Below are 25,115 nucleotides of genomic sequence, written 5' to 3'. Positions count from 1 at the left end.
TAGAGAGAAATGATCAGATGAAAATAGAACCTATCATCAAAGGCGTCGTTGCTCGCTCGGCACACCCAGCAGGGTGCGAACAGGCTATTAAGAATCAGATAGCACTTGTTTCTCACTCAAAAGCCATAGTCCAAGGCCCTAAAAGGGTGTTAATTCTAGGCGGTTCATCCGGATTTGGACTGGCGTCGCGTATTGCACTGACCTTTGGCGGAGCAAAAGCGGATACCATAGCTGTATCGTATGAACGCGGTCCTTCAGAAAAAGGCGTGGGTAGCGCGGGTTGGTACAACAATATCTACTTTAAGCAACAAGCCGACGCTGTAGGTTCTAAGGCCATTAACATTATCGGTGATGCGTTCTCCGATGACGTTAGGCAACAAGTCATCAATACAATACAACAAGAGTTTGATGGCAAGGTCGATTTGATTGTGTATAGCCTGGCAACCGGCGTTCGCCCAAAGCCTAATTCTGATGAAATGTGGCACTCTGCGATTAAGCCCATCGGTGAAACCTTAAAAGGCGCTAGCGTCAGCTTTGAAGATGACTCATGGCATGAGTCGGAGCTTCCGTCCGCTACAGAACAAGAGATAATAGACACCCAAAAGGTTATGGGGGGCGAAGATTGGGAGAGTTGGGTTGATTTCCTTATTAATCATAATGCTGTCGCCCCACACTGCCAAACGATCGCTTTTTCTTATATTGGACCTAAATGTACCCATGCTATCTATCATCAAGGGACATTAGGCAGAGCTAAAGTCGACCTCCACCAAACTAGCCATGCATTAAACCTTAAGCTTGCAGCCTTTGATGGCGGTGCATATGCGTGCGTTTGTAAGGCATTAGTCACTAAGGCGAGTGTATTTATCCCTACATTCGCTCCCTACGTTCTCGCACTCTACCAGTCGATGAAGGAGCAAGGACTTCACGAAACCTGCATTGAGCAAATGCAGCGCTTATTTAACTCTAAGCTTTACCCATCGCCTATCGTTGATGGTGAGCGCTTGATTCGCATGGATGACTGGGAGCTAAAGCCTTCCGTTCAGCAACAAGTTGAGCAGATACTTCCAATACTTAATGAAGCTAACTTTAAACAATTGGGGGATTACCAAGGGTTTAAAGCAGAGTTTATGCAACTCAATGGTTTTGATATTGAAGGCGTGGATTACGACCAAGAATATACCCTTGAGGAGCTAAAATCCCTTACTCCGTAATCACACTTTAAATACACATCAAGTACTTACGGCTATCTCTGCGATAGCCGTTTTATCCGTACAGCGAATTGAGCAAATCAGACTATCCTTATATAAGGAAAGCGGGCTCTATCAGATCGATGTTTTACGTACTCGCTTATCATGAAAGAGCTAAGTAACGGATTACATCATGGCCAGAGTCAACACACAGAAACTAGAGGTGCCCGACAAGATCTATGCCTCTTGGCAAGATATGCTGGAGATCCTTGCTCAATACGCTCAAGTACCTGTTGCCATGATCAACAGACTCAACCTAAGTCACTTAGACATCTTCTGCAGTAACCATCATGTCGATAACCCTTTTAAAGTGGGCGACTCTTTTGCTCTTGGCGGGCATCACTTTTGTGAAACCACACTCAAAACCGATTCTATCTTAGTGGTTAACGACAGATATAAAGACCCTACATGGCAAAACATTACAGAGCCTTTGGACGACAATATGGTGTCGTATCTCGGCATTCCCTTACATTGGCCTAATGGTACGCCCTTTGGCACCCTATCGATCCTAGACAGTAAACCCAATAATTTTAAGATTTCTGTGCGCGAGTTGCTATCAGTGTTCAAGGACTCTGTCGAAGCCCAACTCACTGTTATTTTTCAAAATCAAAAACTTCAGCTCATCAACAGGGATCTACAATCGAGAATCCAAAACCGAACTGTAGAACTGGCTAATCTCAGTTACCAACTGGATAAAGAGGCCACCAAGCGTAAGCAGCTCGAGCGTGAGGTTCACTATCAACAACACCATGACGCTGGTAGTGGCCTGTTGAACGCAAAGACATGGGAGTTAGAGACAAACCGAATAGTGAACCATTCCGATCTCTACAATCAAGAAGTTGCCGTGTTCTACTTAGGTATTAGTAACGGACACCGCATTCAGATCGATATGGGAGCGGAAGCTCTCGACCAAATCATAAAGCAGCTGAAAGATAAACTCGGACAACTAAGCCCTCACAAGCAACTGTGTGCGCGGCCTCGCTCAAATGATATTGCCTACACGCTACTGTCTAACAGCAGTAGCAAAAACTACGACACCATCATTCAAAGAATCATGGACATCACCTCGCAGGATTTCGATGTCCCATCAGGAAAAGTTCGCTTGCAAGTGTATGTTGGAGTTTCGTTGAGCCATCCTCACCATAGCCAACAAAACCTGGCGTTAACTGTTCAATCATTCCAAGCCATGCAAAACGCACGTGAATCGGGCAAGCGAATCCTATTTTACGATGACAATCAAATCGACAGCAGCACCCGTTTAAATCGTTTAGAAAGCTATTTTATGGAGTCCATCCGTGATGATGCGATTAAGCTGTTCTATCAACCACAGATAGCGTTAGATAACCGCCAATGGAATAGCGCAAGCACATCCGTACGGTGGGACCACCCTATCTTGGGTAATGTATCTGAGCTGTCTATTAACCAACTCTGCGATCAGCCCGAAATCGCTGATGCCATGTGTCATTTCATCATCAAGAAATCAATAGACATTGCGCAGCAGTGGCGCGCCATAAAATCGTCCTTTCGTATTGCTGTGAAGCTGAATGCGTGTCAATTGGCATCGCACGACTTACCTGACCTTCTTGGCAAGTGGCTCAAATCGGCACACTTATCGGGCGATTGCCTTGAAATTGAAGTGTCTGAGAAACAACTGTTCGCCAATGAGGGCACCTTGCAATCAACTCTAGAGCAGCTTTCTGCCCTGGGTGTTCGCCTCACTCTGTGTGACTTTGGACACGGTCACGCCTCCTTTAGCTATCTAAAACATAGTCCTTTTAAACGCATCAAAATTGATAAGTCCTTTACCGACAATTTGCAGCACAGCTCCGAGGATCGAGCCTTTTTACATTCACTAATGCAGATCACAACAAAGCTCGGCCTTGATACTGTACTGACTGGCGTTGAAACAAAAGAGCAAGAACAATGGTTAATGCAGTTTGACACCCCTTATGCTGAGGGAAAAATGTACTACGGACCAATGACTCGTAAAGACTTTGAACAATCTTTATGCAGACAGATTGAGATTAATCTTCATTAGATGCATAGCCGATGTAATTTTATGAACATCTAAAGCCTAGGATTGTTATAATCGCTAAATGCTTGAAATCTAGGGTTCCAAAATGGATCTGCTCACCGCTAAACTGAAAAAACTCGAAAAACAAAATTACCGCGCCTACCAACAGATCAAAGGTAGCTACGACTTCACGGACTTCACTCTACACATCGACCAAATTCAAGGCGACCCTTACGCCTCTGCGTCGCGCTTTAGAGCAGTAAGACCTTGGTCAGTTACTGGCTTAGATTTCATTAAAGAAAAGTCGCCGGCGTATCAATTAGCGGCACGTGATTTCATCGCGCGAAATCTTGCGGAATACGCAAAACAAGATAACGCGATATCGGTCGCGACAACTGGACAGGTTGTACTGGATAATACCGCCGTACTGTTTACCGATGAAGGCATTGAGCTGCGTTTTCGTATAAACCTTCCTGCGGATGGCCGTTCCATATTGGCCAAGAAAGCACTCAATATCATTACCTTCTACCTTCCAAAGTACCTGCGTAAAGCCACGCTGTGGAGAGAATTGCCACAGGAGCGTTTCACCCAGCACTGTGAGGTGATTGAAGATCAGTTTGCCCTTCGTGAGCAACTACAAGAACATGATCTCGTCAGTTTTATCGCCAATGATAGCGTTTTACCTCGCCTATCGGGTGAAAGTGATATGCCAATGAAAGATGCATTGGCATTGCAGTCTCCTGCGGAGCTTGCTATCACCCTTTCTACTCCAAACCGAGGTGATATTACTGGGTTAGGCATCAAGAAAGGCATTACGCTAATCGTCGGCGGTGGTTTTCACGGTAAATCTACCCTGCTTAATGCTATAGAAAAATCTATTTATGACCATATCCCTGGAGATGGGCGTGAATATTGTGTCACTGACCCTCTGAGCATGAAGATCCGCGCTGAAGATGGCCGATGCGTACACAACTTAAATATCGCGAATTTCATCAATCACCTGCCAATGGGCAAATCAACGACTGATTTCTCTACACAAGATGCGTCAGGCTCCACCTCACAAGCCGCTTGGCTTCAGGAATCCATCGAATCTGGAGCTAAGAGCCTGCTAATCGATGAGGATACCTCAGCCACAAACTTCATGATTCGTGATGAGCGCATGCAAGCCTTGGTTGTAAAAGAGGCTGAGCCTATCACCCCACTCGTTGACCGCATTGCTGAGCTTCGTGACAGTGAAGGCATTAGTTCAATCATCGTTATGGGCGGTTCAGGCGACTACCTAGACGAGGCTGACTGCGTGATTCAAATGCACGAGTATCAACCTGTCGACGTATCAGAGAAAGCAAAGCAGGTGATACAACAACACCCAACTGAGCGAACGCATGAACGCGAACAGCCGTTACAAGAAAGTAAACCTCGCTCGTTTAATCGCGCATGTTTGCAGACATTGCTCGCAGAAGGCAAGTTTCGTGTTGGTGCCAAAGGTGTAACCTCTCTGCGCTTTGGTAAAGAGTTTATCGACATCACTGCACTAGAGCAGCTACAAACGTCAAATGAAGTTAACGCCATGGGGTGGGCATGGTTTCAGGTGGCACAAGTTCCTGGATGGAGCCAAGACCTGCAACTTGAATTCGAAAACCTCCTCGACAAAGATGATTGGCATTCACTAATGCCAAACAATGGCGACATTGCGAAGCCGAGAATTCTAGATTTACTGGCGACACTAAACCGTCTGCGTAAGGCTCAGTTCAAACCCGCCAAGTAACTCAATAACATTAGCGCCATCTACTAGACTGTAGGTGGCGCATATTCACGCTCATACCCTACCTTTCCCAACCCAAAACCACATAACATTACTAAAAACTAACTTTGATTATTCTTGTTGAATATCGATACGGCTAATTAGTAGATTAAAGGCTAATAAAAAGCCCCGCATCAGCGAGGCTAAGTTACTTAATTCTAAACGATATACAGCCTAGAACTTCTTAACGAATCGTCCTACCAAACCTGGGTGATAACTCCAGTTGTGGCTGAATATATCTAACAATTCTGGGTTACCATATTTAGATAAGCTGACCGCATGGAAGCGATTGTGTCTGGCCTTGAGTTCCTCTACCTTATTGACCATATCGTCAGATTGTCTAGGTGCGATGAAATCTGATAAAACCACCATATCGGCATTCAAGAACTTATCGGTGTGCATAAGGTCAATACACTTCTGCAGTACCGGCTCAAAGTCAGTGCCACCATGGAAGGTATAAGACAAAAAGTCACTCGCCTCTCTGAGTCCATCTTTTTTGGTTAACTCATAGGTGATTTGCTCAGTAGAAAACATAATCACAAAGCAGTCACGCTGCTCTGCAAGTGCTATCTGCATCAGAGCAAAAGCGATGGCTTTCGCACACTGCTCGGGGAATCCGCTCATCGAACCAGAGGCATCCACACAGACAATAAACGGTCCTTTTTCCAACTCTAGTTCACTAGAGTTAGGCAAGTGCGCATTTATTTTTCGAAGTTTTCGTGACTTTCCTTCCGTGCGATAGTTCATCAAGCGCTTATCGACTAAGTGCTTATAAAAAATGGTTTCGAGTTCAGGGTATGCCAAAAACATGGTTTCGTTAGGCAGCATCTTGCTGAGATCGTCACTTTCATGGATACCCACGATGTCATCGGTCGCTTCATTGGATTGTTCTTCCACAAACTGCAATTCAGCCACTGGCGCTTTCCTTAATGAAGGATCATCCACCTGGCTAGCCATACGACCAAGCTCGCTCGCAATCTCTTTCAAGCCACTGTGCTTACGCAAAAAACTGGCGTATTTAGCCATAGTGCTGACATCGGTTCGGCTCAATCGCGCAGCAGCCATGTCCCATAAACGACCAAGTTGTGCTTCGTCTCCAGCCTCGCCTATCTGTCGCATGTTCTTCATGTTTTCCATACGATTGTACAGATCTTCTAAGAACCTCTGCTTGTCCTGCTCCAGTTCATCCAATTGCATCTGTTTAATGGTGTTGTATATCGATTGATACCACTGATCACAGAAGTAATGTGCAAACATTGGATTAGGTGTGTGCTTTTGACGCTCAAGCAGCTTTTTTGCTGGTCCACAAAACGCGCTCTTTCCTTTGAGCTCGCTAACCACCGATTTTATATCTTTATGAAACTGCTCTTCATCCCAATGAATTACCTTTTGATAAAGGGCAAGTTCAGCTTGGACTTGTTCAGACTCAGATACTTTACTAATGCGCTTTTTGACTGTTCCCTTCCACTTTCTCAAGTGGTTTTTAACCGAGGCCTGCATCCCAGGTTTTTCAGAAGATAAAAGAACCTGACTACGGCCAATGAGATCATTGACCGCTGTTTCTACCATTCCAGAGTCTGCAACGGACATTGCGAGATTTAATGCATCAGCACCTAACATCTCGCGCTCCTATTCCGCAAAGAAATCAGCTAAAAAACCGATTCTTTGTGCTGTTTTCTGTGAGGTCACTTGAGCTGAGCTAAGTGCTTCTGCTAGTTGCTGTAAGCTCGACTCCATTGCTGTTGGCAGCTCAGGCTCAATGAAGTTATGCGGCAGTGCGCCGTGAAAGTCAGAGCGTACCTTTGTTAACAACAGTTCAGCATTCTTAAGGTTTTTCACTGCGTCGTTTGCTTGTGCGTGCCACAATTGGTGCTGATCAGGGGATAGGCCATCATTGGTAACTAGGCTCAACAAAACAGAACGATTAGCAATGTCTTTAATCACCAAATTGTTATCTGCATCTAGGGCAAACTTTAGTGACATTAGATTTGGGTTTTGATTGACGTAGCCATACACATCACCGCCGCCATGGCTAATGGCATTGACAAGGTCAGTCTGTGGCACAAATACATAGCGGGTATCGCCTTTATCGTGCTCTGATACAGACTGATTGCTTTGCAACAACACCAGTTTGACTAGGTTACGTGCATTACCAACGCTATGAGAACGCCAATCATCAAAGTTAGCCTTAAAGCCTTCTTTGCCTTTGCGTAGTAAACCAGAACCAGGCTCTGATTCTACCTTCATGACATTGCTGATTTCTATCTCTGACTGAATATCCTCAAGCACCTGATTACTGTCTTCGATAGTTTGTAGTATTTCACTTTGATTAAAGGCGTGCTTCAGAGCAAACTCTCGCATCACGTCTCGCACAATCAAGCGAGACTCAGGGCTATTCCATAAACAATCTTGAATCAGAATAAGGTCTAGAGCATTAATCTTTTGACGACCATTAAAGAAAGCGCTCGCCTTTAGCAATTTCACCGCTTTCTTCCAACGACGGTCAGACACATACAGTTCATCAGCACTGAGGACTTCTTCGGCATCTTTATGACGAGCTTCAAGCATTGTCTTGAGCTGATAGAGCTTATCAAACACTTCGTCGGACAGTGGCATGCTATCAAGCTCTTTCAGCCATTGAGCGTACTCTTCATTAGAAATAGTAAGCTCTTCTGGTACCTCAGCTTCTTGAGGTGTTCCCACTGTTAACATGCTATGAAAGTTTTGCTTGTCTTGGATACGGTTGACGAAAATACGAACCAACATGCGGTCATACAAAGCTTCTAGCCCGCTGTCTTGATCGGGTAATTCATTTGAAGCAGAAATAAGCAGGCGCATCGGCACCTTTTCGATCTCACTGCCATTTTTAAAGGTTTTCTCGTTGACTACCGTAAGAAGCGTATTCAATATAGCAGGACCTGCTTTCCAGATTTCATCCAGGAATACGACATTCGCAGTAGGCAAATAGCCCTTGGTTAAACGAACATAACGACCATGGTCTTTCAATTCTTGAATACTAAGCGGACCAAACACTTCTTCAGGTGTAGAAAAGCGCGTCATCAGGTACTCAAAGTAACTGCTACTTTCAAATGCAGAAATAAGGCGTTTAGCGATGAGACTTTTTGCAATACCTGGAGGGCCTAAAAGGAAAACACTTTCTCCAGATAATGCAGATAATAGGCAGAGTTTAATGGTGTGTTCGCGTTCATAAACGCCTTCTGAAAGCACCTTTACTAGTTTATTGATACGTTCAGAACGCAATGCACGTTGCGCGTGAGAAACACGAGTCGTTTCCATTATTAAAATGCTCCATAATACAGCGGCTGTTAATTATTCTTATAGTCAGGTTAATTATATGTTACAAACACAAGTTAACTCTAGCTGTTATAACAACTTAACGAGATCTTACTCACACTGCAAACTAAGATTGCAAATATGGTATTTAACCATTTCAATCAATACGTTAATTTGAGTTTTAAGATGTGATTAAAGGTCAACACAAAAAGTGTGATCTTGTACAGAAACGACCTAAAAATAAAGGCAAAAAGAGTAACAAAGAATGCAAAAAACCCTCCATAGCTGGAAAAATCTTTCATTAGTTGAAGAAACCCTCACTTTGCCAAATGGAGTCGTTGCAAACCATACGTCTATTATTCACCCAGGTGCAGTTGTAGTCTTGGCTAAAACTTCAACTGGTAAGCTATTGCTGCTCAATCAGTATCGCCCTTCGCTAAAAGAATGGTTACTCGAAATCCCGGCCGGAACGTTAGAAAAAAACGAAGACCCTTTTGCCGCAGCAAAACGAGAATTGGAAGAAGAAACCGGCTATAGCGCTAAAAAATGGCAAAGCCTTGGCAAACTGACACCTATGGCAGGGTTTTGTAATGAAATCCAATATCTCTACTACGCAGAAGATTTAGAGCTTACTCAAAGGCTGCAAGCGGATACAGATGAAGTCATTGAGGTGCTTGAAGTCTCAATCGATGAATTGCTTCTGTGGATACAACAAGACAAGATCAGCGACGCTAAAACGATAGCGGCGGTATCAAAAGCGCTACTTAGCGGAACACTAGGTTAATAAGGAATAAACATGGATTTTCGATCCGATACAGTTACACGCCCGACTCAAGCTATGCGAGAAGCAATAGCAAATGCTCCAGTTGGAGATGATGTCTACGGAGATGATCCTACGGTAAATGAACTAGAAGCATGGGCCGCTGATACCCATGGCTTTGAAGCAGCCCTATTCACCTCTTCAGGAACACAAGCAAACCTTTTAGGGCTTATGGCGCACTGTGAGCGTGGTGATGAGTATCTATGTGGTCAGCAAGCTCATAACTACAAATATGAAGCCGGTGGCGCAGCAGTACTGGGGTCAATCCAACCGCAACCTGTGATGAATGAACCCGACGGCACGCTTTGCTTCAAAAAACTAGAAGCCGTGATAAAGCCAGAAGATTTTCACTTCGCGCGCACCAAACTGCTTAGCCTAGAAAACACCATCAATGGCAAGGTTTTGCCTCTATCCTATCTCGCCGAAGCTCGTGAGTTCGTCAACAAGCACGGCCTTAAACTTCATTTAGATGGCGCACGTGTCTATAACGCGGCTGTAGCTTTAGATGTTGATATTAACGAGATTTCAAAGCACTTTGATAGCATGACCATTTGCTTGTCAAAAGGCTTGTCTGCACCAATCGGCTCATTACTTTTAGGTGACACCGTCACGATAAACAAGGCTCGCCGCATTCGTAAGATGCTTGGTGGAGGCATGCGCCAAGTCGGTTTACTTGCAGCAGCAGGCAAGTTCGCCCTAACAGAGCAAGTAGCGCAACTAAAGATTGACCACGACAACGCACAAAAATTGGTTCAAGGTTTAGCTAAGCTGCCTGGTTTTTCAGTAAAACCGGAGCTAGTACAAACCAACATTGTATTTGCTAAGTTGGATCAGAGTGTTGATATTGACAAGATTGCGAAAGAACTAGCAAAGGAAGACATTATAATCACGCCAAGCAACCCTATTCGCTTTGTGACGCATAAGGATGTGAGTGCAGATGATATTGATGTGTTGCTACAGAAGTTAGCTGAAAAGCTAGGTTAGTACGCTCTAAGATACTGGCCTTCGCCAGTATGACGGTATAGTCACCCATGTTCGACAATATTGGTCATACTGGAAGCCACAACGTGGCTATCCAGTATCTTAGAAACAACCTAAGCTGAATCTAATCAACGTCATCCACCGCTTATTTGCTCGATGATAGAAACAAGAACTCACTGAGGTTCGTCATACTGGAAGCCGCAAAGTGGCTATCCAGTATCTTAGAAACAACCAAAGCCGACTCTAACAAACGTTACCTACCACGCTTCTTGCCTCGGTTTTTATGCACGCCCATTTTCGCTTTCATTTTGCGCTTCTCGGCACTACGACTGCGGCGATGACCGCCAGTTTCTTCAAGGATCTCAGATTCAGGGCTTGGCTCAAAACCCTCTAACCACTCTTGAGGAAGCTTGGCATCGAGCAGCCTTTCAATTGCTTCAAGTAAGTATTGTTCATTGTGACTCATCAAGGATACGGCATGGCCTTTATTGCCAGCACGCCCACTACGGCCAATTCTGTGTATGTAATCTTCAGCTTTATACGGCATATCAAAGTTAATCACGTGCTCAAGCTCTTTCACATCAATACCACGTGCCGCAACATCTGTTGCCACCAGCGCCCTTACCTTGCCTATTTTAAAATCATCTAATGCTCGCTGTCTTGCGCCTTGGCTTTTATCTCCATGTAGTGATGCAGCCTGAATTCCGTCTAGTTTAAGCTCATTTGCAACAGACTCAGCGCCTTCCTTGGTGCGGGTAAATACCAGCACCTGCTGCCAATTCCTAGAACCAATTAGGTACGAAAGTAACTCTCGCTTACGCTTCTTGTCTACCGGGTAGACGATTTGCTCTACAGCTTCAGCGGTTGAGTTTGCAGGGCTAACTTCGACTTCAACAGGATTATCTAGGATCTTATAGGCAAGATTTTTTACGCCTTTTTTGAACGTAGCCGAGAAAAATAGCGTTTGGCGATCATCGCTGAGTTTTTGCAAAATACGCTTAATATCTGGCATAAAGCCCATATCTAACATGCGATCAGCTTCATCCAGCACTAGATACTTCGTATGTTGTAGCGTCAGTGTTTTATTAAACAAATGATCAAGTAAACGCCCCGGCGTTGCGATTAAGATGTCGCAGCCTTTGTTTAAATTACTCGCTTGAACATTAAAACTAGTACCACCGTACACCACCACTGTTTTGACTTCTGTTGGCTCGGCATACTGAGTAATGGCATCAAAAACCTGTTGCGCCAATTCACGAGTCGGTACTAGAACCAATGCCTTTACCTTACAAGGCGATTGGGTGTTATGAACGCTCACCTGACCCATCAGTTTTTGAATAATAGGAAGACCAAAAGCGGCGGTTTTACCTGTGCCTGTCTGCGCTGCTGCGAGTACATCTCGCCCCTCAAAAACATGAGGGATTCCCTCAAGTTGAACAGGTGTTGGGGTGACAAAATTCAGCTTATCTAGTTGCTCAACCAAAATAGCATCAAGGCCAAGTGCAGCAAATTGTGATGAAGACATAGGTGGTTCCGTACTGTTTGGACGTTTTAGGGCGTGAGTCTACTCGAAATTAGTCTCAGTTACAGCCTCAATTACATCTGGATAAAATTCGATAAACACCTGATCAAGCTCTTTATAATGCTTCTGTAAGGTTTCAAAGCAATCGGCTAGCGGCCCCATTCGCGGACTTCTATTAGACATACGCATCAATGCATAACCAATATTATCCAGATCTCTGTATGAGTCGATCCAACGGTTATCCCACATTGAGCTAATCACTCGCTGGTACGGTTCAGGCAAAGGCGCCTCAATTAACTGCGGATGAGTGGCTTGTTTGGCCCGTTCGCAAAAGGTCTCCAAGGAGATTGAGTGAAAATCCCGCCAATGATTAGCTAGGCAATGATCCCAAAACACATCCAGCGCAATAGGTGAAAAGCGCCTCGTCGTGCCAAATAGCGGCTTTATCTCTGTAATTAACGGGTGGCGATCGGTAAAGCTATCAACAAACCGGTGTACGCGAATGCCTCTGGTTATCTCTTGTGGATATTTACCCTCAGGGTTTCCTCGAACAAAATCACCAAGAAGGTTTCCAAGCAGGCTACTATTGCTCGCATCAGCAAGATGTAAATGACCTAAGAAGTTCATGATTTAACCCTTAGAGGTCTTTGAGTCTGCTTCTCTAAACCCTTTTCGATATTCGCGTGGTGAGCATCCAAAATATTTTCTGAACCTGTGCGTAAAGTTATAGGGATCATTGTAGCCCAGTCGTTGGGCAATTAAGGCTATTGCCCAATCTTCGTAACGCAATAAGTCTGTTGCTTTGTCCATACGCAATTGAATGAGCTTACTTCTCGGCGACATTCCATAAAGCGATTTACACACTCGATTAAGCTGTTCTTGACTAATGAAACACTTCTTCGCAATGCTTTTGACTGTCCAGTCATGGTGCAACTGCGCTTCTATTTCGTTAAATGTCGTTTGCACTCGGATAGCAGAGCTGTACGGTTGTGCCTCGAACTTTGCCAAGATACGACTGACCTCACTGATCAACAAACGTCGATACGCAGGTCTGCCATTGATCTCTAAATGAAGTAAGTTCATTAACGACCACACCTGTTCGCTAGATTCAAACGGTAAAACCGCTTGCCCACCCGATATTAGATCATCCCACTTTGGAAGCTGATCTAATAATATCCACACCATCTTCCAATGACTGAAATCAGGATGTAGCTCAAAACGATAAGGCAAACCTGCAGGTAACACGGTTAAACTGTAAGGCTTTAACTCTTTGACAAACTCAGGCGTGATAAGCACACCACTGCCCTCTAGAGTCACTAGCAAAGTATGAATACCAATACCTTCACGCTCAATTTCATAGCCTGCCTCGAGTTCCGCAAGTCCTGCCATAAAATAGCCACTTTCGCCTAACTCTGGGATATCCGTGTTAGTGAGGAATCGTTCTTTACACTCATCGCTCAAATAGACTCTGTCTGACCACTCATTTTTAGGTGTAAACTGTTGCATGACAGATTTGCACAGGTTTTGGCTTTCTTTGAACATGCCTTTATCCATTCAGTGTGGCTATAGTTACCCTGATTTTCGGGGAGGTTATTATGTCAAGTCAAAAGCAAAATGTTGCAACTGTGAATTCCATGCCAAATGGATTTTTTTCTAAGGTTGCACGCCTCGCCGTACCTGTAGCTTTGCAAAGTGCTCTAGTGGCTATGTTGCAGCTTGCAGACGTGTTGATGGTGAGTGATTTAGGTAAAGAAGCACCTGCTGCTGTTGGTATCGCCACTAAATGGCACTTTGTCATCATCATGGTGTCTGCGGGGATCGCGACGGCCAACGGTATCCTTGTTGCTCAATATTGGGGACGTAGAGATGCAATCTCAGCCAAAACGGTGAACATGCTTGCTCTAAAATATGGCACTTGGCTGATGGTACCCCTAACATTCATCATTACTGTTTTCTCTGGCTACATCATGTTACTGCAAACCAGTGATCCTGATGTAATAGGCCTAGGTTCAACCTATTTGTGGTACAGCATACCAGTACTTGTGCTGACGCACTGGATTATTGTCGCCGAATCGAGCCTTCGTAGCTCAGGCAATGCGATGCTCCCACTTTACTTGGGCGCAGCAACCGTCTTTTTAAATATCGGCTTAAATTTTTGGTTGATAAAAGGAGGCATGGGCCTTGAACCTATGGGCGTTGCCGGAGCGGCTTTAGCGACCTCCATTGCACGGGTATTCCAAGTAGTCGCTATCATTTATGCACTGTTTAAGATAAACCACTGGTTAATAAAGTCAGAAGTCCTACCAAACCCACAAAGGCTCGCAAATTCATTTCGAAAATTAGCGATTCCATCAACGGCTAATACAATTATTTGGGGGATGGGCACCCTATCTTATCAGGTGATATTTGGGCATATGGGCACCACAGAACTAGCCGTATTTAGCATGCTAGGGCCCTTCGAAGGCTTGTGCTACTCCGCCTTCTTTGGAGTGGCGATTGCTTGCGCTGTTCTTATTGGCCAGTCATTAGGCAATGACGAATTCGTTGAAGCAAGAAACATGGCAAATTGGTTCATTAAGACGATTTTTGGCTGTTCCATCGTACTTGCCGTGATGGTCTTTCTGTTTAGAGAATCTATTTTAGTTGGTTTAAACCTAAACCAACCAGAGCTTTATACCCTAGCCTCTCCCGCGATTATGGTGTTCACAGTGCTACTCGGCATTCGTATGCTGAACATGGTGATTATTGTCGGGATCTTAAAAGCAGGTGGAGAAAACTCATTCTGTCTACGAATGGATTTTATCGCAATGTGGATGGTGGGGATCCCATGCCTTGCGTGGGGGGCCTTTATCGCAGGATGGAGCTTTGAATACGTGTACGCATTAATGCTTACAGAAGAAATAGTTAAGCTAGCACTGTGTTTCCATCGATACTTGAAGCGAACATGGATCAAGAACCTGACGCTATCACCAGCATAATGTAGATGCAAAAATGCCCACCGTAAAAGGCGGGCATTTTAAATGGGAGCTGCTACATAGCCCTAATCAAACAACTCGATCACCAACTTATTGTCCTGTATCGCTAAGCTAGGCTCAGCAGATTTAATTAACGCCTCTTGAACGACATTACTATCCAACTTGTAAACCGGTTGCTGAGATAATCCATAGCCAATCATAGATACCGCAGGCTTTAGCAATTGTTTGATTTCTGGAGCTAAGCGCTGATCACCTTTCTCGTTGAACTGCTCTAGGCGTATCGACTTTAGAAAAACCTCACCGCTCTGCGCATCATACTCAGGGATTGCGCTAAATTCTAAGTCTAGATCTAAGCTTTGATTTTGATTTCCCCACATTTGAATTTTTGCCAGTGTACTTGCAAAAACAGACACGCGATCCACATCTGCTCGCCCTATTCTTACTTCTAGATCATCGACAGATACCTGGGCATAAAGCAGGTTCTCAACGCCTACAGACTGCTCAAAACTCACGTTATCCTGTAAATAGTCGGTCATTTCTTTTTCGGTAATACTATAACTAGCGCAGCCACTCACAAGCAGCCCCAAACCAACAATGCATCCTTGCAACCATCTTTTTAACATGAACTCGAGCTCTCTTTGTCGAATTAACCCTAACTAGAGCTAAGAGCGAAACCGCTTTTGAGTCAAGTTTTCTTTCACTCCACATCCTTGTAAGAGTCAATTTCCCACCTTTTAAATGTTACAGCAAAACACCTTCGCGTTAACATCTGTGCAACCTGAGTCACACTCCACAAGATAGTGTATTGATCAACCTGATTAGACCAGTATATTGTTCGTTACAACCATGTAACATATAGGTGTTATATATGCACATAGATGAGCTTTTAAAAACAGCCGAGCGGTGCGCTTCAAACAACACGAGCATGGTCGTGCCAGAACATTGGTCTCAAGGAGATACTGTGTTTGGCGGGCTAACAGCAGCACTTTTGTTTCACGTAACCTCTCCACTTGCCACTCTGGGTAGACCGCTTTATTCAGTCAAAACAAACTTTATCAGTTCACTGTTGATCGATACGCCGTTTACGTTTGAAATAGAGCTGTTACACGAAGACAGCAGGCACTCTAAAGTAACAGGTCGGATTGTGCAAAATGACGAAGTGGTAGTGGTTCAACACTCTTGTTTCGGTGTGGCTATAGCGTCAAGTGCCTCATTAGTGAATCCCCCTCAGCAAACACCACAGCTACCCTCTTTTGAATTATTACCAAAGCTTCATGCCACCGCGGCAGATAGACCAACAGACAACAACGCTTCTTATACACAACAAGTTGATTTCGCCATAGCCAAAACGCCTCAGCCCAACACAACTCAAGATGTCTCTCATAATCATGGATGGATGAAGTTGAAAGCCTCTCCAGTACGAACAACCGGCGCTCATCTTATTTGCCTTATCGACGCGTGGCCAAAAGACGTAAGCACAGAGGTAAACACGCGAAACGCTGGAACCATCATGATGTGGAATTTAGAGTTCCCCGCAGCCAACCATGAAGATTTAGGTACACAGTGGTTTGCCTACCAATCTGATATCAGAAAGATGGCCGGTGGTTATGCCCACGTGGAAGCGAACATCTGGAATGAAGATAATCATCTGGTCGCCATTAGTCGCCAAAGCGTTGATTTAGCGAGTTAAATCTAACGTTTCCACATATAATCGTTCAACTATCAGGCAAGTAAACGCAATATAAGTTTCAATTTTATGACGTCTAGCCGAAGCGCGCTACAATACCGGCCCATTAATTAGGAGCGAAGCTAGACAATGCAAATGCAATACTGGAAAAATAATGGGGCTGGACTTCTCACTATAGGCGGATTCTTATTAGCGGTAGGTTTATTATCAAGCGTTATACCGAATATCGACTTGCTCAGCCCTGCATCAAGCTCTACCGGGGCTATCCTTACCTATCTCACCTACTCTGCTGGTTCCCAAGGTTTCCTTATTACTCTGGCGTTCTTTGTCGCCATCACCGCATTTCGCACAACCAATAAGAAGCAACTCTTTTTGCTGATGACTCAGTTAGGTGTCCTATTAGTTCTCTCATTTGCAGCAAAAACAGCAATGAAAGAGATAACGAAAAGCCCTCGTCCGTATACAGAAACATTAACTCAACTGCATCTCGTTGATTCTCCGAGTAGCTTTTACGAGCTCGATCTTCCTACTCAAAACAGTGTCATAGAAAGCGCATCTCAAAAGGTGTCTCACTGGAGAACCATTCACTGGCAGGGAGAAACCGACTACTCTTTTCCATCTGGTCACACTGTATTTGTTGCTCTGTGTGTATTCTTCTTTGGCGGTTTATTCCTGAAACGAAAGCAATACCTAATGCTAGGCATTGTTTTCACTTGGGGTCTCGCTGTGGGATTCAGCAGGTTGTGGCTGGGTATGCATCGCCCAGAAGACCTGATTGGCTCTAGCATTGTCGTCGCCATTATCGCGGCATTGATACCTGCTCCCAATCAAGCCGACCATCATTCTAACTAGGCTTATTCATATTAGATCAAATGCGGCCTTAAAAAGCTGCATGTGAATAGGCACAAGATCTCGATGATCACTGCGGTAGCCGCCACCCACTACCGCAGCGATAGGGATATTGCGCTGTATCGCGAACTCAAGCATGAATCTATCTCTTTGGTAGATCGCCTCTGTACTTACCGCCAGAAATCCTAGCTCATCGCCTTCGTGAATATCCACACCTGCATCATATAAAATAAGATCGGGGCGATAGAGATTCACCGCCATTTCTACCACTGAAGTAAACGAAGCTAAAAACTCTTCGCCGGTTGTTCCTTTCGCCAAGGGCACATCAATATCAGAGTTGGGCTTTCGCGCAGGGAAATTCTTGTCACAATGAAATGATACAGTCGTAATATCTGAGTTTTCAGCACATAACGTAGCAGTACCATCCCCATGATGCACATCGCTATCTATGATCATGACTGAGTCCACATCACTATGTTTTAGCGCTTCATTAGCGGCAACTACCAAATCGTTAAACAAGCAAAAACCACTACCATAGTTTGCATGTGCATGATGGTATCCACCGCTAAGATGTATCGCAATTCCCTGTTCAATGGCTTTTTGGACCGTCATCACAGTGCCTGATGTCGAGGTAAGCGTTCTTTTAATTAACTGCTCGCTCCAAGGAAAACCTATTCGACGCATTTTAGGTGCAGGCAAGTCGCCAGTAGAGAGCTGATTTATATAATCTGAGTCGTGGCACTGTGCTATACCCTCCAAAGGCATCGCCTGTGGTTGGAAAAAGCGCACGCGCTTTAGGTCTAATTCCCTTAGGTGAATCTCAATATTCACTGCGTCATACAGCAGCTTATATTTCATGATCGGGTAGCGGTGCCCTTCAGGAAGCGGCAGATCTGAATAGATAGGGTGATAAATTAATGGAAGCATCTAACGTTTTGTTTTACCAAGGTCTGTATATTCTTATTGATGTATCTCACAAAAGAAAGCAAAATGGCGCCCCTTCTTAGGGCCTGTTGACCTTTTGAGTTGATTTTTGTTGGGTATTTATACAAGGCAGCCACTTTTAGGTGTGGTGGTTCCACATGAAAAGGGACTAACGCCGTAGAAATGCCCAACAAACCGCTACCCGAAGGGCTCGGCCAGAAGCCATTTACTCATCGTTGAGCGTCTTTTGCTTAGATGACTAGGCGGCAAGACACTCGCCTTGATTAAATGGCTTCTGGTCGAGCAAAATTTAATCGCAAAAGATCAACAGGCCCTAGAAGGTGAGCGTTTTTCACATTATTCAACTACGCTCCTACTAGCTTATTTGCAGGCAAATCCGCCTTCACTACTTTCACATCGAGAACATCTATGAGTTTTGACTCCCTTGGTCTATCAGCCCCTATCCTTCGTGCTATTGACGAATTAGGCTATACAAAGGCTTCTCCTATCCAAGAAAAAGCCATCCCTGCCATTATTGAAGGCAAGGACGTTATGGCCGCAGCTCAAACAGGTACAGGTAAAACAGCAGGCTTTACTCTGCCACTGCTAGAGAGACTGAGTTCAGGGCCAAGACCAAAAGGAAACCATGTTCGCGCGCTTGTCTTAACACCAACACGTGAACTTGCAGCGCAGGTTCATGACAGCGTTGTAAAATACGGCGCACACCTAGAAACAACTTCTACTGTTGTTTTTGGTGGCGTTAAGATCAACCCACAGATGCTTAACCTACGCAAAGGGTGCGATGTATTAGTTGCGACCCCAGGCCGCCTGTTAGATTTACACAGCCAAAATGCAGTGAAGTTCTCTGAATTAGAAGTGTTGGTACTCGATGAAGCCGATCGCATGCTAGACATGGGCTTTTTCCGCGATATTAAACGTATCCTTAATCTGTTACCTAAACAGCGCCAGAACCTTTTGTTCTCAGCGACCTTCTCTCCAGAAATCAGAGAGCTTGCTCGCGGCCTTGTAAACAATCCAGTAGAAGTGTCGGTAAATCCACCAAACTCGACCACTCAACTGGTTGAGCAGAGCGTTTACGTATCCGATAAGCGCCAAAAATCAGCCATCCTTGCCAAACTTATTAAGCAAGGTGATTGGCAGCAAGTGCTCGTATTCAGCAAAACTAAACATGGCGCGAACCGCTTAGCTCGCTTCCTAGAAGCAGAGAAAATATCTGCTCTGCCTATTCACGGAAACAAAAGCCAAGGCGCACGTACTAAAGCTCTAGAAGAGTTCAAAACAGGTAAAATTCGCGTCTTGGTGGCAACAGATATCGCCGCGCGTGGCCTTGATATCCCGCAGCTTCCTCAAGTGGTTAACTTTGATCTGCCCCATGTATCTGAAGACTATGTACACCGCATTGGTCGTACCGGCCGCGCGGGGGAAACAGGCAAGGCTTACTCTTTGGTATGCGCTGATGAAACCAAAGAATTATTTGCAATCGAGAGACTGATTGGCAAAGTACTAGAGCGTCATGAAATGGAAGGCTTTAAGCCTGTTAACGCCATTCCTGAATCAAAGCTTGATACACGCCCTATCAAGCCAAAGAAACCTAAAAAGCCGCGGGTTGAACACAAAGATGGTCAACGTTCAGCTGAAAATGCTCAAGGACATAAACCAGCCAACAAGAACAAACGCCATTCAACAAGGCGTGGTTCAGGCCAAGGCAGTGAATCCAAAGGAAACCAACAAAACAAACCTGCAACCTCTCGCGATGGCGCTAAACCAAGACCAAGACGTCGCCCGCAGCGCAGCAGTAATGCTAATAACAGCAATACTTAGCATTAACAGCGGAAAGCTTACTGCTTTTCGCTTTTTGCTTGCTTTCTGAGGTGTCGATTGGAGACGTTCTGTTTCGGCACTTCTGGCACCCCTTTCTTTTCATGACGCAAATGGCGTATCGCCAATAAAGGGTGCTTAAATAACATTCTTGGCCCAGAAAATCGCATTACTGCACGCATAGTTTCTTTTGGCTTTGGTCGATAGCAATGCACAGGGCATCGATTACACGTCGGCTTATTTTGACCAAATACGCAGCGATCTAACTTAGTCTTCGCGTATTCACTTAGTTCGGCGCACTCCTCACATAAACCATGTAAAACCCCATGGTGCTTCGCACAATAGATCTTAATCATTGCGTGCACAGTCTTATATTCTTTAAGCAGTTCACCACTTAATATTTCGTCTAGTTGTCGCTGACTTTGCAAAACCATTTCTCATGACCAATAAGATACATCCAGTATATAACTTATAAAGCCCATTCTTCCATTCCATCTGTCTCGATTTAGCACCAAGTCTCTTTATTCTTCTTAATATGTACAAAACAGCGCCAGTCAATCCACCCAATGGAACTAACTTCTGAGCAGGTACTCAAAATAAAACCAAGATTTATCACTATTATTGAAATACTTAGCTTTGTTTTAGCTAAGATAATAGAATGATTAGCAAGAGCACTTTGCCCCACACAACTACATCAATGGGCAATATTTCGATAGGGAAACGGAGAGTTACATGCTTAAAAGGACGCTGCTCACAGGCGCTATTCTTTGTTCACCATGGCTTCACGCAGAGGTGATCGAATCTACCTATTTATCCGGTTTTGGTGAAGCCAAACATCCTTCGGGTTTTGAACATCTAGACTACGTAAACCCTTCAGCACCTAAAGGTGGCCATGTCACCTATGGCGCTATTGGTACCTATGATAGCTTTAACCGCTATGGTTCTCGCGGTAAGCCTGGCGCTATGACAGGGGAAATCTACGATACTTTGATGTTTTCTCCTACCGATGAAATCAATACTTCTTACCCTCTGATTGCAGAGAAGGTGCGCTATGAAGATGATTTTTCTTGGATGGAAGTCGACATTAACCCTAACGCTAAGTTTCAAGATGGCGTGCCGATCACCGCTAAAGACGTCGAGTTCACTTTTCAAAAGTTTCTAGACCAAGGTGTTCCACAATATAAAACCTACTTTAAGAAGATCAAATCCGTTAAGGCGCTTAACGACAAAACCGCAAGAATTGAGATGGCAGAGCCTGACAGAGATGTACTGTTTGCTTTAGCCCAAGGAATGGCTGTCCTCCCAGAACATTTCTGGAAAGACAAAGACCTGAGCCAGCCTTTGGCCCAACCTCCGGTAGGTAGTGGACCTTATAAGATTGATTCATTCAAATCAGGGCAAAGCATTACCTATACACGCGTCAAAGATTACTGGGCTGAATCCTTACCAGTAAATATCGGCAGAAATAACTTCGATACTATCCAGTACGATTATTACCGCGATGACACCGTGATGCTTGAAGCATTTAAAGCAGGGGAATATGACCTAAGGCAAGAGGGTACGGCTAAGTTTTGGGCTACTTCATACACAGGCACCAATTTTGATAAAGGCTACATAATCAAAGAAGAGATCGCCCACCAAATCCCTCAGAGCATGCAAGGCTTTATCTACAATACGGAAAGCGACATATTCAAAGACCCCAAAGTACGTGAAGCCCTCACCTACGCATTGGATTTCGAGTGGATGAATAAGAACATGTTCTACCAGCAGTACGCTCGCACCAGTAGCTACTTCCAGAATACTGAGTATCAAGCTCAAGGTAAGCCAAGTGCTGCGGAGCTTGAGGTACTAGAACCTATTAAAGATCAAGTACCAGAGCGCGTGTTTGGTGAGTCATACGCTCCACCGAAAAGTGATGCTTCGGGAAGAATCCGCACACAAATGCGTACAGCGATTAAATTACTCAAAGAAGCAGGTTGGGAAACCAAAAATGGCGTACTGACCAACAGTAAAACAGGTAAGCCGTTTGAATTTGAGTTAATGGTATACAGCCCTACAACAGAACGTATTGCCGATCCTTTGAAAAAGAATCTGAGCAATATAGGCATCAACATGAAGATTCGTACGGTTGATACAACTCAATACCTTAAGCGCTGGCATGAGCGCGATTACGACATGATCTTTTCATCATATTCTGCCAACGCTTATCCAAGCACAAACCTTAAAATTGTGTGGAACAGCAACTTCATTGATAGTACCTACAACCAAGCGGGTGTGCGAAACAAGGCTATCGACTACCTCACAGAAGAAATCGATACCCACCAGCAAGATCCCGAAAAATTAAAAGCCTTGGGACCTGCCCTAGATCGCGTGCTGACATGGAACTTCTACGCCATTCCAGCATGGCATACTGGAGCATTTCGGGTCGCTACTTGGGATAAATTTGCCCGTCCAGAGATTCGTCCAGAGTACGACCTAGGATTAGATACTTGGTGGGTTGATACCGAAAAGGCACAAAAATTGCCACCAAAACGTCGTTAATCATTTGTTTCATACCAACTTAGGCTCAGTTTTGTTACATTGTAACTGCGATTTGCAAGTCTAGGTTGGTATACATTTAGTATTACCCTTCTAAACATAGAGAGTTATGTCAGCTTATATAATAAGACGCCTGTTGCTGGTCATCCCCACCCTATGGGCTATTATCACCATCAACTTTTTTGTCATCCAGATAGCACCTGGCGGCCCAGTGGAGCAAGCTATTGCTCAAATGGAAGGGCTAGACTCTGGCGTAATGGAGCGTTTTACCGGTGGTGGACAAGAAGTCGAACTGAGCGCGGCGAATGCCGATGCACAAACTACCGGTTATCGTGGCTCAAGAGGGATGGATCCCGAGGTAATTGAAGCGATAAAAAAACAATTTGGCTTCGATAAACCCATACACGTTCGTTACTTTGAAATGCTGAAGAACTACATCACCTTTGATTTTGGCCAAAGCCTATTTAAAGGAGGCGATGTCATCGACCTCATTGTCGAACGCTTACCCGTATCAATATCTCTAGGGCTCTGGAGTACTTTGATCATCTACCTGATCTCCATTCCTCTAGGCATAGTAAAAGCGATTCATCACGGCTCTCGTTTCGATATTTGGACCAGCGCATTGGTAATTGTGGGCTATGCGATACCAGGCTTCTTATTTGCGATATTACTTATCATCGTTTTTGCTAGTGGTAACTACCTAGACTGGTTCCCTCTGCGAGGTTTAGTCTCATCCGACTTTGATCAGCTTAAATGGTATCAAAAAGTCATCGATTACTTCTGGCATCTCACCCTACCGACGCTAGCTATGGTGATTGGTGGTTTTGCGACCCTAACCATGCTAACCAAAAACTCCTTCCTCGACGAAATCAATAAGCAGTATGTTGTCACGGCAAGGGCTAAAGGGTTGGATGAAAACAGCATTCTCTACAAGCACGTGTTTCGCAACGCGATGCTGATTATTATTGCGGGCTTCCCAAGCGCGTTTATCAGTATCTTCTTCACCGGCTCGATGCTGATTGAAGTCATGTTTTCTCTCGAAGGCATCGGGCTTCTCGGCTTTGAGTCCACCATTCAAAGAGACTATCCAGTGGTATTTAGCTCTTTATATATCATGACCTTACTTGGGCTATTGCTCAGCATTATTTCTGATCTCACCTATTCATGGGTTGATCCCCGCATTGATTTTGAGGCCAGATAAATGAACCCATTACTCAAACTTCGAATTGAACGATTCAAATCCAATAGACGAGGCTTCTGGTCTCTGTGGATTTTCACTCTGTTGTTTACGGTCAGTTTGTTTGCTGAACTGGTTGCCAATGACAAACCGCTATTTATCAGCTTTGACGAAGGTTGGTACTTCCCTATTGCCAAGCAATACTCCGAGATAGAGTTCGGTGGTGAGTTTGCAGCCGAAGCGGACTATACCGATCCCTATGTACAAGACCTAATTAATGAAAAAGGCTACATGCTTTGGCCAATCATTCGCTTTAGCTACGACACCATTAACTACAACCTACCAGGCCCTGCACCTTCCGCGCCAGATTCAGTGAACTGGTTAGGCACTGACGATAGAGGTCGAGATGTGCTTGCGCGTATTATTTACGGATTTCGTATCTCAGTTTTATTTGGCTTTGTACTCACTATTGTCAGTAGCATCATAGGGGTCGTTGTGGGGGCAACTCAGGGCTATTACGGCGGAAAACTTGATCTTATAGGCCAACGTTTTATTGAGGTTTGGTCAGGCATGCCTACCCTATTCTTGCTTATTATTTTATCCAGTTTTGTGGAGCCGAGCTTTTGGTGGCTACTTGGCATTATGGTGCTATTTAGCTGGATGAGCTTGGTAGGTGTGGTACGTGCCGAGTTTTTAAGATGCCGTAACTTTGACTATGTAAAGGCTGCTCACGCACTAGGCGTCAGTGATAAGCGCATCATCAGTAGACACATGCTACCAAACGCTATGGTAGCAACACTTACCATGATCCCTTTTATTCTTTCTGGGTCAGTGACCACCCTAACCTCGTTAGATTTCTTGGGGTTTGGCTTGCCTAGTGGCTCTCCCTCGTTGGGCGAGTTACTTGCTCAAGGTAAGGCTAATCTTCAAGCACCATGGCTCGGATTTTCTGCATTTATCGTTTTGTCGATAATGCTTAGTCTGTTGGTGTTTATTGGAGAGGCGGTGCGAGACGCGTTTGACCCTCACGCACAAGCGTAAGGTATAAAAAAAGAGGCGTTAAACGCCTCTTAAGTAAAATTGAATAACAACACTGGATTGCTTATTAGCTTGTTTGCTCTGAAAGCTTAAGACGTTCGATAGATTGTTTCAGCTCGTTAGCAAGATCCGTTGTAGCCGATAGGCTAGATTCGTTTTGGCCAGCAATAGTATCAACCATTGTAGTTGCTTGCTGAAGTGCTTCGTTAACGGTCGCATCTAGAGAGCGTAGACATTTTTGCGCCAATTGAAGGTGCAGTTCCGCTTCTTTTGCGAGGCTGTAAGCTGATCTATAGATTTCTTTTGGCATATTAGCCTCCTGAGTCAATTTAGGGGGGTACAAGACAGAGTTTTCGAAACCGTATTGTATTTAAATACTACAAATAAGATATATTAATTTATTTGAATG

Annotated in this window: 21 protein-coding genes; 12 read left to right on the top strand and 9 right to left on the bottom strand. The window is 44.5% G+C overall.

Translation table 11 applies throughout. The features are described 5' to 3' along the window. The first annotated feature begins 17 nt into the window (after nucleotides 1–17). The 3 genes from fabV to OCU46_RS19505 all read left to right on the top strand — a co-directional run bounded on the left by fabV (nucleotide 18) and on the right by OCU46_RS19505 (nucleotide 5,026). Nucleotides 18–1,211 carry an enoyl-ACP reductase FabV gene (fabV, locus tag OCU46_RS19515; protein WP_141269264.1) on the top strand — a complete coding sequence of 398 codons (1,194 nt, stop codon included), beginning with the start codon at nucleotides 18–20 and terminating at the stop codon, nucleotides 1,209–1,211. Nucleotides 1,212–1,380: 169 nt separating this feature from the next. Then, nucleotides 1,381–3,285 (top strand): sensor domain-containing diguanylate cyclase, encoded by a 1,905-nt coding sequence (locus tag OCU46_RS19510; RefSeq protein WP_141269266.1) that lies wholly within the window; start codon nucleotides 1,381–1,383, stop codon nucleotides 3,283–3,285. A gap of 82 nt (nucleotides 3,286–3,367) precedes the next feature. After that, nucleotides 3,368–5,026 carry an ABC-ATPase domain-containing protein gene (locus tag OCU46_RS19505; protein ID WP_141269268.1) on the top strand — a complete coding sequence of 553 codons (1,659 nt, stop codon included), beginning with the start codon at nucleotides 3,368–3,370 and terminating at the stop codon, nucleotides 5,024–5,026. Nucleotides 5,027–5,236: 210 nt separating this feature from the next. Here the strand turns inward: OCU46_RS19505 and viaA are convergent, their stop codons facing one another. Together viaA and OCU46_RS19495 are read right to left on the bottom strand one after the other, a co-directional pair. After that, the gene (gene viaA / locus OCU46_RS19500; RefSeq protein ID WP_141269270.1) at nucleotides 5,237–6,682 is read right to left on the bottom strand and encodes an ATPase RavA stimulator ViaA; all 1,446 of its coding nucleotides are present in this window, start codon (nucleotides 6,680–6,682) and stop codon (nucleotides 5,237–5,239) included. Nucleotides 6,683–6,691: 9 nt separating this feature from the next. Then, a complete protein-coding gene (locus OCU46_RS19495; RefSeq protein WP_371858829.1) occupies nucleotides 6,692–8,362 on the bottom strand; it encodes an ATPase RavA domain-containing protein in 1,671 nt (556 codons plus the stop codon). Between the two features lie 259 nt (nucleotides 8,363–8,621). Between OCU46_RS19495 and OCU46_RS19490 the strand changes: the two genes are divergently transcribed. Continuing rightward, complete coding sequence (locus OCU46_RS19490) at nucleotides 8,622–9,140, top strand: NUDIX hydrolase (RefSeq protein ID WP_141269274.1); 519 nt, start codon at nucleotides 8,622–8,624, stop codon at nucleotides 9,138–9,140. Between the two features lie 12 nt (nucleotides 9,141–9,152). Then, a complete protein-coding gene (gene ltaE, locus OCU46_RS19485) occupies nucleotides 9,153–10,160 on the top strand; it encodes a low-specificity L-threonine aldolase (protein WP_141269276.1) in 1,008 nt (335 codons plus the stop codon). Nucleotides 10,161–10,410: 250 nt separating this feature from the next. On the opposite strand, the gene OCU46_RS19480 is transcribed toward ltaE, so the two are convergent. Genes OCU46_RS19480 through OCU46_RS19470 form a run of 3 tightly spaced genes read right to left on the bottom strand, consistent with a single transcriptional unit; the run spans nucleotide 10,411 to nucleotide 13,221 of the window. Further along, nucleotides 10,411–11,682 (bottom strand): DEAD/DEAH box helicase, encoded by a 1,272-nt coding sequence (locus OCU46_RS19480; protein WP_141269278.1) that lies wholly within the window; start codon nucleotides 11,680–11,682, stop codon nucleotides 10,411–10,413. A gap of 39 nt (nucleotides 11,683–11,721) precedes the next feature. Further along, nucleotides 11,722–12,306: an acyl carrier protein phosphodiesterase gene (locus OCU46_RS19475; protein ID WP_141269280.1), complete on the bottom strand. Its 585-nt coding sequence runs from the start codon at nucleotides 12,304–12,306 to the stop codon at nucleotides 11,722–11,724. Nucleotides 12,307–12,309: 3 nt separating this feature from the next. Then, on the bottom strand, nucleotides 12,310–13,221 hold the full coding sequence (locus tag OCU46_RS19470; RefSeq protein ID WP_141269282.1) for a helix-turn-helix transcriptional regulator: 912 nt from the start codon (nucleotides 13,219–13,221) through the stop codon (nucleotides 12,310–12,312). Nucleotides 13,222–13,274: 53 nt separating this feature from the next. Here OCU46_RS19470 and OCU46_RS19465 point away from each other — a divergent pair, with 53 nt between their 5' ends. After that, nucleotides 13,275–14,657 carry an MATE family efflux transporter gene (locus tag OCU46_RS19465; RefSeq protein ID WP_141269284.1) on the top strand — a complete coding sequence of 461 codons (1,383 nt, stop codon included), beginning with the start codon at nucleotides 13,275–13,277 and terminating at the stop codon, nucleotides 14,655–14,657. 62 nt (nucleotides 14,658–14,719) lie between these two features. Here OCU46_RS19465 and OCU46_RS19460 read toward each other — a convergent pair whose 3' ends face one another. Next, nucleotides 14,720–15,277 (bottom strand): YceB family lipoprotein, encoded by a 558-nt coding sequence (locus OCU46_RS19460; RefSeq protein ID WP_141269286.1) that lies wholly within the window; start codon nucleotides 15,275–15,277, stop codon nucleotides 14,720–14,722. Between the two features lie 245 nt (nucleotides 15,278–15,522). Between OCU46_RS19460 and OCU46_RS19455 the strand changes: the two genes are divergently transcribed. Both OCU46_RS19455 and OCU46_RS19450 read left to right on the top strand, forming a co-directional pair. Next, nucleotides 15,523–16,344 (top strand): acyl-CoA thioesterase, encoded by an 822-nt coding sequence (locus tag OCU46_RS19455; protein WP_141269288.1) that lies wholly within the window; start codon nucleotides 15,523–15,525, stop codon nucleotides 16,342–16,344. Between the two features lie 126 nt (nucleotides 16,345–16,470). Beyond that, the gene (locus tag OCU46_RS19450; protein WP_141269290.1) at nucleotides 16,471–17,193 is read left to right on the top strand and encodes a phosphatase PAP2 family protein; all 723 of its coding nucleotides are present in this window, start codon (nucleotides 16,471–16,473) and stop codon (nucleotides 17,191–17,193) included. 6 nt (nucleotides 17,194–17,199) lie between these two features. Here the strand turns inward: OCU46_RS19450 and OCU46_RS19445 are convergent, their stop codons facing one another. Next, nucleotides 17,200–18,117: a histone deacetylase family protein gene (locus tag OCU46_RS19445; protein WP_141269292.1), complete on the bottom strand. Its 918-nt coding sequence runs from the start codon at nucleotides 18,115–18,117 to the stop codon at nucleotides 17,200–17,202. A gap of 426 nt (nucleotides 18,118–18,543) precedes the next feature. On the opposite strand from OCU46_RS19445, the gene OCU46_RS19440 reads away from it, so the two are divergent. Beyond that, on the top strand, nucleotides 18,544–19,956 hold the full coding sequence (locus OCU46_RS19440; RefSeq protein ID WP_141269294.1) for a DEAD/DEAH box helicase: 1,413 nt from the start codon (nucleotides 18,544–18,546) through the stop codon (nucleotides 19,954–19,956). Between the two features lie 17 nt (nucleotides 19,957–19,973). Here OCU46_RS19440 and OCU46_RS19435 read toward each other — a convergent pair whose 3' ends face one another. Continuing rightward, nucleotides 19,974–20,387, bottom strand: a complete 414-nt coding sequence (locus tag OCU46_RS19435) for a nitrous oxide-stimulated promoter family protein (RefSeq protein ID WP_141269296.1) — start codon at nucleotides 20,385–20,387, stop codon at nucleotides 19,974–19,976. 298 nt (nucleotides 20,388–20,685) lie between these two features. Between OCU46_RS19435 and OCU46_RS19430 the strand changes: the two genes are divergently transcribed. The 3 genes from OCU46_RS19430 (at nucleotide 20,686) to OCU46_RS19420 (ending at nucleotide 24,709) form a co-directional block, all read left to right on the top strand. Further along, entirely contained in the window at nucleotides 20,686–22,494 is a 1,809-nt protein-coding gene (locus OCU46_RS19430; protein WP_141269298.1) for an extracellular solute-binding protein, read from the top strand. A gap of 106 nt (nucleotides 22,495–22,600) precedes the next feature. Then, nucleotides 22,601–23,692 carry a microcin C ABC transporter permease YejB gene (locus OCU46_RS19425; RefSeq protein WP_141269300.1) on the top strand — a complete coding sequence of 364 codons (1,092 nt, stop codon included), beginning with the start codon at nucleotides 22,601–22,603 and terminating at the stop codon, nucleotides 23,690–23,692. Continuing rightward, nucleotides 23,693–24,709 (top strand): ABC transporter permease, encoded by a 1,017-nt coding sequence (locus tag OCU46_RS19420; protein WP_141269302.1) that lies wholly within the window; start codon nucleotides 23,693–23,695, stop codon nucleotides 24,707–24,709. A 64-nt stretch (nucleotides 24,710–24,773) separates the two neighbouring features. On the opposite strand, the gene OCU46_RS19415 is transcribed toward OCU46_RS19420, so the two are convergent. Continuing rightward, a complete protein-coding gene (locus tag OCU46_RS19415) occupies nucleotides 24,774–25,016 on the bottom strand; it encodes a hypothetical protein (RefSeq protein ID WP_141269304.1) in 243 nt (80 codons plus the stop codon). Nucleotides 25,017–25,115 lie beyond the last annotated feature (99 nt).

This window comes from Vibrio comitans (assembly GCA_024346835.1).
Lineage (GTDB): Bacteria > Pseudomonadota > Gammaproteobacteria > Enterobacterales > Vibrionaceae > Vibrio > Vibrio comitans.
Note: the sequence above shows the minus strand (reverse complement) of the source record. Positions and strands in the feature narration are given on the sequence as shown.

Excerpts from the sequence above, each read along its gene's own strand:
- fabV (WP_141269264.1), top strand. The coding sequence starts at position 18 with ATGAAAATAGAACCTATCATCAAAGGCGTCGTTGCTCGCTCGGCACAC.
- OCU46_RS19510 (WP_141269266.1), top strand. The coding sequence starts at position 1,381 with ATGGCCAGAGTCAACACACAGAAACTAGAGGTGCCCGACAAGATCTAT.
- OCU46_RS19505 (WP_141269268.1), top strand. The coding sequence starts at position 3,368 with ATGGATCTGCTCACCGCTAAACTGAAAAAACTCGAAAAACAAAATTAC.
- viaA (WP_141269270.1), bottom strand. The coding sequence starts at position 6,682 with ATGTTAGGTGCTGATGCATTAAATCTCGCAATGTCCGTTGCAGACTCT.
- OCU46_RS19490 (WP_141269274.1), top strand. The coding sequence starts at position 8,622 with ATGCAAAAAACCCTCCATAGCTGGAAAAATCTTTCATTAGTTGAAGAA.
- ltaE (WP_141269276.1), top strand. The coding sequence starts at position 9,153 with ATGGATTTTCGATCCGATACAGTTACACGCCCGACTCAAGCTATGCGA.
- OCU46_RS19480 (WP_141269278.1), bottom strand. The coding sequence starts at position 11,682 with ATGTCTTCATCACAATTTGCTGCACTTGGCCTTGATGCTATTTTGGTT.
- OCU46_RS19475 (WP_141269280.1), bottom strand. The coding sequence starts at position 12,306 with ATGAACTTCTTAGGTCATTTACATCTTGCTGATGCGAGCAATAGTAGC.
- OCU46_RS19470 (WP_141269282.1), bottom strand. The coding sequence starts at position 13,221 with ATGTTCAAAGAAAGCCAAAACCTGTGCAAATCTGTCATGCAACAGTTT.
- OCU46_RS19465 (WP_141269284.1), top strand. The coding sequence starts at position 13,275 with ATGTCAAGTCAAAAGCAAAATGTTGCAACTGTGAATTCCATGCCAAAT.
- OCU46_RS19460 (WP_141269286.1), bottom strand. The coding sequence starts at position 15,277 with ATGTTAAAAAGATGGTTGCAAGGATGCATTGTTGGTTTGGGGCTGCTT.
- OCU46_RS19455 (WP_141269288.1), top strand. The coding sequence starts at position 15,523 with ATGCACATAGATGAGCTTTTAAAAACAGCCGAGCGGTGCGCTTCAAAC.
- OCU46_RS19450 (WP_141269290.1), top strand. The coding sequence starts at position 16,471 with ATGCAAATGCAATACTGGAAAAATAATGGGGCTGGACTTCTCACTATA.
- OCU46_RS19445 (WP_141269292.1), bottom strand. The coding sequence starts at position 18,117 with ATGCTTCCATTAATTTATCACCCTATCTATTCAGATCTGCCGCTTCCT.
- OCU46_RS19440 (WP_141269294.1), top strand. The coding sequence starts at position 18,544 with ATGAGTTTTGACTCCCTTGGTCTATCAGCCCCTATCCTTCGTGCTATT.
- OCU46_RS19435 (WP_141269296.1), bottom strand. The coding sequence starts at position 20,387 with ATGGTTTTGCAAAGTCAGCGACAACTAGACGAAATATTAAGTGGTGAA.
- OCU46_RS19430 (WP_141269298.1), top strand. The coding sequence starts at position 20,686 with ATGCTTAAAAGGACGCTGCTCACAGGCGCTATTCTTTGTTCACCATGG.
- OCU46_RS19425 (WP_141269300.1), top strand. The coding sequence starts at position 22,601 with ATGTCAGCTTATATAATAAGACGCCTGTTGCTGGTCATCCCCACCCTA.
- OCU46_RS19420 (WP_141269302.1), top strand. The coding sequence starts at position 23,693 with ATGAACCCATTACTCAAACTTCGAATTGAACGATTCAAATCCAATAGA.
- OCU46_RS19415 (WP_141269304.1), bottom strand. The coding sequence starts at position 25,016 with ATGCCAAAAGAAATCTATAGATCAGCTTACAGCCTCGCAAAAGAAGCG.